Genomic DNA, 8,962 nt, shown 5'->3' with positions numbered 1-8,962 from the left:
CGGGCGGCGCACTGGTGATCAGCGTGCGGCTGTTGGCCGGCTGGTAGATGCCATAGCCGAAGCCGCACAGCGCCATGCGCCAGGCGATGTCGGCGAAGCTAGCGCCGGGCTCCAGCGTCGCGAGCAGGATCAGCCCCGCGGCGAACAGGATCAGCCCGACGCCGCCCTGCCGCCCCGCCTCGACCTTGTCGCCCAGCCATCCGGCGAGCGGCGCGGCGATGGCGAGTGCGATGGGCCAGGGGAGGAACAGCAGGCCGGTTTCGATCTGGCTGCGGCCGAGGCCGAGCTGGAAGTGGAAGGGCAGCACGACATAGGCGGTAAGCTGCGCAGCCGAGGCCGCGAACATCGTCGCGACCGAAAAGCCGAAGCGGCGGGTGCGCAGCATGTCTACGGGCAACAGGGGCTGGGCGGCACCCCTTTGCCGGGTCAGCAGCAATGCGCCCGCGGTTATTCCGGCGATGGTGAGCGATACGGGGAGGATCGCGGCGGCATCATGCGCGGCGGTATCCAGCGCGAGCAGGATCAGCCCGAACGTGGCCATGCTGAGGAGCGCGCTTTGCCAGTCGAAGCGGTGCACGTCGCGACCGCCGGGGGGCAAAGTGGGCAGGCCGATGGCGATCAGCAGGGCGACGATCGGCAGGTTGATGATGAACAGCCAGCGCCAGTCGGCCAGTGAGACGATCACCGACGCGATGCTTGGCCCCGCCGCGAGCGACAGCGCGACCAGCAGCGAATTGTTGGCCACGCCGCGCCCGAATTGCTCGGGCGGATAGACATAGCGTATCATCGCGTTGGTAATCCCTATGCTGCCCGCCCCGCCGCATCCCTGAAGGAAGCGGAAGACCGCGAGCGTGGGCAGATCGGGCGAGAGCGCACAGCCGAGCGAACCGATACCGAACAGGGCGACGCAGATCAGGTAGACGCGCTTGTGGCCATAAATGTCCGCCGCCTTGCCCAGCGGGAGCAGCGCGATCACCGCGGCGAGCTGATACGCGTTCACCACCCAGATCGCCTCGGCCGGATCGGCGTTCAGCTGGCGGGCGATGCTGGGCAGGGTGGCGTTGAGCATGACGCCGTCGAGCACCGAGACGGTGACGGCGAGCGCGACGGTGAGCGCGGCGAGGCGGTTGCGCGGGGTCCAGTGGGGGGAGGCAGGTTCAGGCATTCAAGTCGCACCCCGAAGTCCCTCCCCCTTGATGGGGGAGGGGGAGCCGCGAAGCGGCGGAAGGGTGGGGGTGACCTCTCCTCATCGGACAGCATCATGAGAAGAGGTCACCCCCACCCAACCCTCCCCCATCAAGGGGGAGGGCTAGGCATGCGGCGCGGTTACGCTAGCCCCCATGCCGTTCGAACACCGCCGCCAGCCCCTGGCCGCCGCCGATGCACATCGTCTCGATCCCATAGCGCGCGCCGCTGCGGTCCATTTCGCGCAGCAGGGTGGCGAGGATGCGGCCGCCGGTCGCGCCGACCGGGTGGCCTAGCGAGATACCGGAGCCATGGACGTTCATCCGTTCGAAGTCCGATGGGGTGAAATTCCATTCGCGCGTGCAGGCCAGCACCTGTGCGGCGAAGGCTTCATTCAGCTCGATCAGGTCGATGTCCTTGAGTGCCAGCCCGGCGCGCTCCAGCGCCTTGGCGACCGACGGCACCGGGCCGATGCCCATCGTCTTGGGCGGCACGCCCGCGACGGCCCAGCTCTTCAGGCTGGCATAGGGTTTCAACCCCAGTTCGGCGGCCTTTGCAGCGGTGGTGACGATGGCGACCGAGGCGCCGTCATTCTGCCCGCTGGCATTACCGGCAGTGACGGTCGATTCGGGGTCCTTTGCTGTCAGCGGCTTGAGCGCGGCCAGCGATTCCGCGGTCACGCCACGGCGCGGATGCTCGTCGGTGTCGATCAGGAGCGTCTCCTTCTTCGACTTCACCTCGATGGGGACGATCTCCTGCGCGAAGATGCCGGCATCCTGCGCCGCCACGGCGCGGCGATGCGATTCGGCGGCGAAGGCGTCCTGCTCCTCGCGCGGCACCGAATAGTCGCGGCGCAGATTCTCGGCGGTCTCGATCATTCCGCCCGGCACGGGGAAGTTGCATCCGCCCGCGCTGACCCGGCCCTTTTGCAGCGAATCGTCGAAATTCATGCCGCTGCCGGGAATGCCCCAGCGCATTTTCGTGGAGTAGAAAGCGGCATTGGTCATCGACTCCGCGCCGCCTGCCAGCACCAGATCGGAGCCGCCGGTTGCGACCTGCATCACGCCATAGATCAGCGCCTGAAGCCCCGATCCGCAGCGCCGGTCGATCTGCAGCCCGCCCGCGCTGATCGGCAGCCCCGCGTCGAGCCCGACCACGCGGCCGAGCGCGGGGGCGTCCATCGTCGGATAGCATTGGGCGAACAGCACATCGTCGACCTGCTCGGGCGGCAGGCCGGTCTTGGCCAGCAGGCCGCGGATCACCGCCGCGCCCAACTCATGCGCATGGAGCGATTTGAACACCCCGCCGAAGCGCCCCACCGGGGTCCGCAGCGGCTCGCAGATCACCACGTCGCGCAACATCACTCTCCTGTCTCGATTTCTGCCGTCATCGCCGGTCGACCGCCCGCGTCCGCCGTCCATAAGGCTGCCTTGCCATCCTCGCGCGCCAGATTGAGCGTGAAGGGCGCGATATCGAACAAAGGTGCGCGGGCGCGGAAGGAAAAGCCGGTCACTGCGGCCCGCGGATGCGCGCGCAGGAACAGGTCCATCAGCAGCGTCGCGGAGAGCGGGCCATGCACCACCAGCCCCGGATAGCCTTCGACATCGCGGGCATAGTCGCGGTCGTAATGGATGCGGTGGCCGTTGAAGGTGAGGGCGGAGTAGCGGAACAGCGCGACCGGATCGGTGGTGTACGCACGGCTGATATCCGCCTCGCGCGTCGATGCCGGCACTGCGGATGCGGCGGCGCCCGGCGCGCTCTCGCCGCGATAGACCAGGTCCTGCCATTCCTCGATGGCTAGGACCCCGCCGGCATGGATCGCGTGGCGGACGGTGACGAACACCATCTCGCCGCTGGCGCCGGACTTGGCGGTAACGTCCTCGATGGTCGAGACGCGTTCGATCGTCGATCCGACCGGGATGGCGCCATGGAATTTCAGCCGTCCGCCAGCCCACATGCGACGGGGCAGCGGGACGGGCGGGAGAAAGCCGCCGCGTTTCGGATGGCCATCGTCGCCGATCATCGACTGGCGTGCCTGCGGCAGGAAATAGAGCCAATGGCCGAGCGGCGGCACTTCGTCTTCCGCCCATGGCGGCGTCTCGTGATCGAGCAATGCGGCGAGTCCCGCGAGCGGCGCGGCAGACGCCACGTCCGATGCGCGCTCCTCGCGGCCGATCCACGACTTGAGATGCTCGATGTCCATGCCGCGCTTATGCTGCAACATTCATGGCCTGTCCCCCGAGGCGAGAAAATTTCCCCCGGCGCTGCGGAATTTTCATTGTTCCTGCCCGCCCGGAACCGCTCAACTCGCACCATGCCCAGCATTATCTTCATCGAGGCCGATGGCCGCCGCATCGAGGCCATGTTCGATCCCGGCGACAGCGTGATGATCGCGGCGAAGGATGCAGGGTTGTGGAGCATTGTCGCGCAGTGCGGCGGATCGTGCAGTTGCGCGACCTGCCACGTGTTCGTTGCGGCACCGGGCTTTGTGCCGCCCAACGCCTATGAGGACGAACTGCTCGATTGCACCGCCGTGCCTCGCCGCCCGGAAAGCCGCCTGAGTTGCCAGCTGCGCCTTACCGATGCCATGGACGGCATCATCGTTCATGTGCCGGAGCGCCAGATCCCGTGAAGCTGAGATCCCTGCTGTTCGTCCCCGGCGACCGTCCCGAGCGTTTTCCCAAGGCGGCGGCGAGTGGCGCCGATGCGTTGATCCTCGATCTGGAGGATTCGGTTGCGCTGGAGAAGAAGCCCGAGGCGCGGCTGGCGATTGCCGAATGGCTGGCGGGCGAGCGGCAGGTGCCGTGCTTCGTGCGGGTCAATCCGCTGGATGGTGCCGAGACGCTGGCCGATCTGGCGGCGGTGCTGGAGGCGAAGCCGGATGGCATCATGCTGCCCAAGGCCGAGGGCGCGGCGTCGGTGCGCGCGCTGATCGAGCTGGCGGGCGGCGCCTGTCCACCGATCCTGCCCATCGCCAGCGAGACTGCGGCTGCGGTGTTCGAGCTTTCGACCTATCGCGAAGTCGCCGGGCATCTGGCGGGCCTGACCTGGGGGGCGGAGGATCTGCCCGCGGCTATCGGTGCGGCGACCTCGCGCAATCCGGACGGCAGCTATACCGCGCCCTATGAGACGGTGCGCTCGCTGGTGCTGTTCGCGGCGCATGCTGCGGGCGTTCCGGCCATCGAGACCGTCTATCCCAATATCGCCGATACCGATGGCCTCGATGGCTATGTCGCGCGGGGCAGCCGGGACGGGTTCACCGGCATGATGGCGATTCACCCCAATCAGGTGACGCCGATCAACACCGGTTTCAGCCCCAGCGACGCGCAGATCGCGCATGCCCGCGCGGTGGTTCAGGCCTTTGCCGACAATCCCGGCGCGGGGGCACTGAAGCTGGACGGCAAGATGATCGACCAGCCGCACCTGAAACAGGCGCGGGCGCTATTGGCGCGCGCCGAGGGCTGAGAGCAGTTCGGCGAGGCGTTGGGGCATCGACAGGAAGGGCGAATGGCCGCTGTCGAGTTCGGCGGTGGCGATGCCGGGATAGCGGGCGGTCATGGCACGCTGGGCCTCTGGCTGGATCGCGCGATCCTGAAGGCAATGGATATAAGTCTTGGGCACGCGGCCGAAGCGCTCCGGCGTCAGCGTTACCGGGGTGGTGATCGCGTCGAGATGGGTCGGGCCGATCCGGGCGCTCGCCCATGCAACCGTCTCCGCATCGCAATCCTGATAGAAGATCGGCGGGGCCAGCTCGGGATCGAGCCGGGTCCATTCGCCGTCCAGTACCGTCGCGCCGCCAGCGCCGAGCGGCGGCACCGCGACGGTCGCGGCGGATTCGCCGCTGACTGGCAGCAATGCGGAGAGATAGATCAGCGCCGCGACCTTCTCCGGCGCGGCTTCCGCAGCTGCGCTGATCGCCATGCCGCCGAGCGAATGGCCGACCAGGATCGCGGGTTCGTCTATCGCCGCGATCAGCGCCTCCGCAGCATTGCCGCGAAGAGGCAGGTCGATGGCGGTCGATCCCGGCAGCAGCGGCAGCACGCGATCCCAGCACCATGCGCCATGGCAACCGCCATGGACGAGCAGGAAGCGCGGCATTCAGTCGAGCTTCGCGTAGACCGACTTGATCTCGGTATAGGCGTCGATCGAGCTGCGACCCAGCTCGCGACCGATGCCCGATTGCTTGTAGCCGCCAAAGGGCGAGATCAGATCGGTGTAGAGATAGGTATTGATCCACACCGTCCCGGCCTTCAGTGCGCGCGCCACGCGGTGGGCGCGGCCAAGATCCTTGGTCCAGACGGCGGCGGCCAGGCCGAAGCTGGTGTCGTTGGCGATGGCCAGCGCTTCCTCCTCGTCGTCGAACGGGATCAGCAGGGTGACGGGGCCGAAAATCTCCTCGCGCGCGATGCGCATGTCGTTGCGGGCATCGGCGAAGATGGTCGGTTCGACATAATAGCCGGGGCGGTCGAGCGCCTTGCCGCCGGTAACCAGCCGCGCGCCGTCCGCCTGCGCCACGCCGAAATAGCTGGTCACCCGGTCGAACTGCTCGCGGCTGACCAGCGGCCCCATCATCGTCGTCGCGGTCTCGGGATCGCCGACGTTGATCACCTTTGCCTGGTCGGCCAGCTTCGCCGCGAAGGCGTCGTGCACGCTGCGATGAACCAGGATGCGCGAGGCGGCGACGCAGATCTGGCCCGAGAGGAACCAGAAGCCCTGTGCGGTGCTGACCGCGGCCGCGTCCAGATCGGCATCGGGGAAGACGATGTTGGGCGATTTGCCGCCCAGTTCGAGCGTGACCCGCTTCAGGTTTCCGGCCGAGGCGATCAGGATCTTCTTGCCCACTTCGGTCGATCCGGTGAAGCCGACTTTGTCGATGCCGGAATGCGCGGCGATGGCTGCGCCCGCGGTCTCGCCGAAGCCGGTGACGATGTTGATGACGCCCGCGGGAACGCCCGCCTCGATCATCAACTCGCCCAGCCGGATCGAGCTGAGCGGGGTCTGTTCGGCGGGCTTGAGGATCACCGTGTTGCCGCATGCGAGCGCCGGCGCGATCTTCCACGCCGCGCTCGACAGCGGACCGTTCCACGGCACGATCTGGCCGCACACGCCGACCGGTTCGCGCAGCGTGTAGTTCAGGATGCCGCCGGGCGAGGGGTTGGTCTCGCCATAGATTTTGGTCGCCCAGCCTGCATAATAGACGAAGGTTTCCCCCACGCCCGCGATCATCATCCGCGCGATGCTTAGCGGCGAGCCATTGTCGCGCGATTCGATCTGCGCGAGTTCCTCGGCATTGGCTTCGATGGCCGCCGCGATCTTCAGCAACAGGCGCGAGCGGCCGTGCGGGTTCATGCCTGACCAGGCCGGATTCTCGAACGCCTTGCGCGCGGCCGCGACTGCCGCATCGACGTCCGCCGCGTCGCCTGCCGCGGCATGGCCGATCACTTCGCCATTAGCCGGGTTGATCGTCTCGAACGTCTTGCCGGATTGCGCCGGAACCCATTGGCCGCCGATCAGCAGCTTCTTCGCGCCGGACGCAATGAAGGCGTCGGCGGGCGATCGTTCGAGCGTGGTGGCCATTGGTCCTCTCCCGGATTTTGCGACTAGACTAGCGTGGCTCGCAGGCCTGCCCGCACGACTAATTCTCGATTCCCTCGGACCCGAGGTCATAGACGCGGCGGGCGGTACCATCGAACAACGCGGCCTTCTCCGCCTCGCTCGTGCCCTCGGCGATCCGCTTCAAGGCGTTCCACAGCGTGCGGTAGCTGCAGGTGACCTTGTCGACCGGGAAGTTGCTTTCGAACATGCAGCGGTTGGCGCCGAACGCCTCGATCACCAGCTCGACATAGGGGCGCCACGCCTCGGCGAGTGCTGCGGAGGTCGCAGGCGCGGCGCGGGTCTCGAAGCCGAAGCCGAAGCCGTAGCTCGGCATGCCGAGGCCGCCGAGCTTGACCGAGACGTTCGAATGTTTGGCCAGCGCGCGGATGCCCGCGGCCCACAGGTCGAACACTTCGTTGCGGCGGGCCGCATAGGGGCCCACCCCAAGCGGCGCGCCGAGATGGTCGAGGATGACCGGCGTTTCCGGGAATGCTCCGGCGAGCGAGGCCAATTCGCCGAGCTGGTGGAAATAGATCCACGCATCGAAGCGCAGCCCGAGCGGGCCAAGCTCGGCGAAGCCCTTGCGGAAATCGGGATCGAGCAGCAGTCCTTTCGGCGCCGCGATCCGCGCCATCGATCCCAGCTCGCCATCCCATTGCGCCTGGTGCCGGATACCGCGGAAGCGGCCGCTGGCGCGGCGGTGCGCCTCCAGCACCGGGCGGACGGCCTTGCCCAGCCGCAGATCGGCATGGCCGACGATCCCCGCGCACAGCCGCTGCGGGCCGAACATGCCCGATGCACTGACCGCCGCAACGCCGTTCACATATTCGGTTTCGCCCAGCGGCTTCATCGCTTCCGGACCGCCAGCGCGGTACATCGCATTGTTCTGGACGAACACGGTCGCGCGCACGTCATGGCCCGATTCCAGCTCGGCCATCAGCTCGGGCAGCTGATAGGCTTCGGGTGGGCGCTGCCACATGTGATGATGCGCATCGACGATCCGGCGGCCGGGATCGATCACGTCCTCGACATGACCGGCATGCCAGCGATCCAGTTCGGCAAGGCTGCGCTGGCCGGTCATCCGCTCTCCCATGTTCTGTATGTCGGGCAGCATACCGCAGTCGCGCCGCGCAGCAAGCGCCGCCGCATCGGCATGAGCATGGCTCATCCCCATGCCAGTAAAATTGGCTTGTTGTTCATCAGCCTGTCGGCGGATTGGATCGGGGAACAAGGGGGCCGCGCCACGTGTCGGCGGGCCAGCAAAGCGTAGACAGGCGGGGACCGAAATGGCGTCAGCGGCGAAACAGGAATTCGAGCGCGAGGATCTGATCCTCGTCCGCCGCGAGGATCGGCCGGAGGGCGGCTATGTCGCCTGGGTGACGATCAACAACGAAGCCAAGAAGAACGCGCTGCCGGTGGAAGGGCGCGCGCTGCTGGCCAAGATCATGACCGAGCTGGCGACCGAGCCGGAGCTGCGCTGCGTGGTGCTGACCGGGCACCAGAACTTCATCGGCGGGGCGAATATCGGCCAGATGGCCGATTTCCCCGATCACATCATCGCCGAGATCGGCAGCAAGACCACCCACCATGCGTGCGACTCGATCCGCCGCGTGCCGGTGCCGGTGATCGCGCGGATCGAGGGCTATTGCCTGGGTGCGGGGATGGAGATCGCGACTTCGTGCGACATGCGCGTGGCATCGACAACCGCGAAGTTCGGCATGCCCGAGGTCAAATATGGCGTGCCTTCGGGCATGGAAGCCTGCCTGATCCCGCGACTGACCGGCTGGGGCAAGGCGATGGAGCTGGTGTTCACCGGCGAGATCATCGACGCGGCCGAGGCCTATCACTTCAACTATGTCGAGAAGCTGGTTGCGCCCGAAGAGCTGGACGCGCAGACCGAGCGTTGGGTGAAATCGATCTGCGAGGCGGGCCCTCGCGCGATCCGGATCCAGAAGGCGCTGTGTCGCGATTGGGAACAGATGTCGATCAGCGACGCCGTTCAGGCGGGCATCCGCGCCGTGGGTCATGCGCACACCACCGACGAGCCCAAGCGGCTGATGTCCGCATGGCGCGAACGCCAGCGGCTGAAGCGTGAGGCGCGCGGTGGGGGGAAGGGCTGAGCAAGCCCCCACCTGTGCTCCGGCGAAGGCCGGAGCGCTGGCAGGTGCAGGCTTCGCCCTCC

The 8,962-nt window shown here is 67.3% G+C and carries 9 protein-coding genes; 3 read left to right on the top strand and 6 right to left on the bottom strand.

From position 1 onward, the window contains the following. The 3 genes from P1X14_RS06000 to P1X14_RS05990 form a co-directional block, all read right to left on the bottom strand. Positions 1-1,165 (bottom strand): MFS transporter (locus tag P1X14_RS06000; RefSeq protein WP_277314410.1); only part of this gene is annotated, 1,165 nt, incomplete at its 3' end. A 166-nt stretch (positions 1,166-1,331) separates the two neighbouring features. Further along, the gene (locus P1X14_RS05995; RefSeq protein WP_277314409.1) at positions 1,332-2,546 is read right to left on the bottom strand and encodes an acetyl-CoA C-acetyltransferase; all 1,215 of its coding nucleotides are present in this window, start codon (positions 2,544-2,546) and stop codon (positions 1,332-1,334) included. Beyond that, on the bottom strand, positions 2,546-3,409 hold the full coding sequence (locus P1X14_RS05990) for a MaoC family dehydratase N-terminal domain-containing protein (protein WP_277314408.1): 864 nt from the start codon (positions 3,407-3,409) through the stop codon (positions 2,546-2,548). Before P1X14_RS05990 ends, P1X14_RS05995 begins: the two co-directional genes overlap by 1 nt. A gap of 90 nt (positions 3,410-3,499) precedes the next feature. Here P1X14_RS05990 and P1X14_RS05985 point away from each other — a divergent pair, with 90 nt between their 5' ends. Both P1X14_RS05985 and P1X14_RS05980 read left to right on the top strand, forming a co-directional pair. Beyond that, on the top strand, positions 3,500-3,817 hold the full coding sequence (locus P1X14_RS05985; RefSeq protein ID WP_277314407.1) for a 2Fe-2S iron-sulfur cluster-binding protein: 318 nt from the start codon (positions 3,500-3,502) through the stop codon (positions 3,815-3,817). Then, positions 3,814-4,650, top strand: coding sequence for a CoA ester lyase (locus P1X14_RS05980; RefSeq protein WP_277314406.1), 837 nt, complete (start codon positions 3,814-3,816; stop codon positions 4,648-4,650). The genes P1X14_RS05985 and P1X14_RS05980 overlap by 4 nt, the downstream gene beginning before the upstream one ends. On the opposite strand, the gene P1X14_RS05975 is transcribed toward P1X14_RS05980, so the two are convergent. From P1X14_RS05975 to P1X14_RS05965, 3 genes are read right to left on the bottom strand one after another with little or no spacing between them, the layout of a single operon-like run. Continuing rightward, on the bottom strand, positions 4,627-5,283 hold the full coding sequence (locus P1X14_RS05975; RefSeq protein ID WP_277314405.1) for an alpha/beta fold hydrolase: 657 nt from the start codon (positions 5,281-5,283) through the stop codon (positions 4,627-4,629). The genes P1X14_RS05980 and P1X14_RS05975 overlap by 24 nt on opposite strands. After that, positions 5,284-6,762, bottom strand: a complete 1,479-nt coding sequence (locus tag P1X14_RS05970) for an aldehyde dehydrogenase family protein (protein ID WP_277314404.1) — start codon at positions 6,760-6,762, stop codon at positions 5,284-5,286. A gap of 58 nt (positions 6,763-6,820) precedes the next feature. Beyond that, positions 6,821-7,948, bottom strand: coding sequence for an amidohydrolase family protein (locus P1X14_RS05965; protein WP_277314403.1), 1,128 nt, complete (start codon positions 7,946-7,948; stop codon positions 6,821-6,823). 118 nt (positions 7,949-8,066) lie between these two features. Between P1X14_RS05965 and P1X14_RS05960 the strand changes: the two genes are divergently transcribed. Further along, positions 8,067-8,900, top strand: a complete 834-nt coding sequence (locus P1X14_RS05960) for an enoyl-CoA hydratase-related protein (protein WP_277314402.1) — start codon at positions 8,067-8,069, stop codon at positions 8,898-8,900. The last annotated feature ends 62 nt before the right edge of the window (positions 8,901-8,962 follow it).

Source organism: Sphingomonas sp. AOB5 (genome assembly GCF_029433115.1).
In the GTDB taxonomy this organism is placed as follows: domain Bacteria; phylum Pseudomonadota; class Alphaproteobacteria; order Sphingomonadales; family Sphingomonadaceae; genus Sphingomonas.
This window is presented reverse-complemented; position numbering and strand designations above follow the sequence as displayed.

What these genes read in the sequence shown, in the direction of transcription:
- P1X14_RS05960 (WP_277314402.1), top strand. Translation starts at nt 8,067, where the DNA reads ATGGCGTCAGCGGCGAAACAGGAATTCGAGCGCGAGGATCTGATCCTC.
- P1X14_RS05995 (WP_277314409.1), bottom strand. Translation starts at nt 2,546, where the DNA reads ATGTTGCGCGACGTGGTGATCTGCGAGCCGCTGCGGACCCCGGTGGGG.
- P1X14_RS05965 (WP_277314403.1), bottom strand. Translation starts at nt 7,948, where the DNA reads ATGAGCCATGCTCATGCCGATGCGGCGGCGCTTGCTGCGCGGCGCGAC.
- P1X14_RS05970 (WP_277314404.1), bottom strand. Translation starts at nt 6,762, where the DNA reads ATGGCCACCACGCTCGAACGATCGCCCGCCGACGCCTTCATTGCGTCC.
- P1X14_RS05975 (WP_277314405.1), bottom strand. Translation starts at nt 5,283, where the DNA reads ATGCCGCGCTTCCTGCTCGTCCATGGCGGTTGCCATGGCGCATGGTGC.
- P1X14_RS05985 (WP_277314407.1), top strand. Translation starts at nt 3,500, where the DNA reads ATGCCCAGCATTATCTTCATCGAGGCCGATGGCCGCCGCATCGAGGCC.
- P1X14_RS05990 (WP_277314408.1), bottom strand. Translation starts at nt 3,409, where the DNA reads ATGTTGCAGCATAAGCGCGGCATGGACATCGAGCATCTCAAGTCGTGG.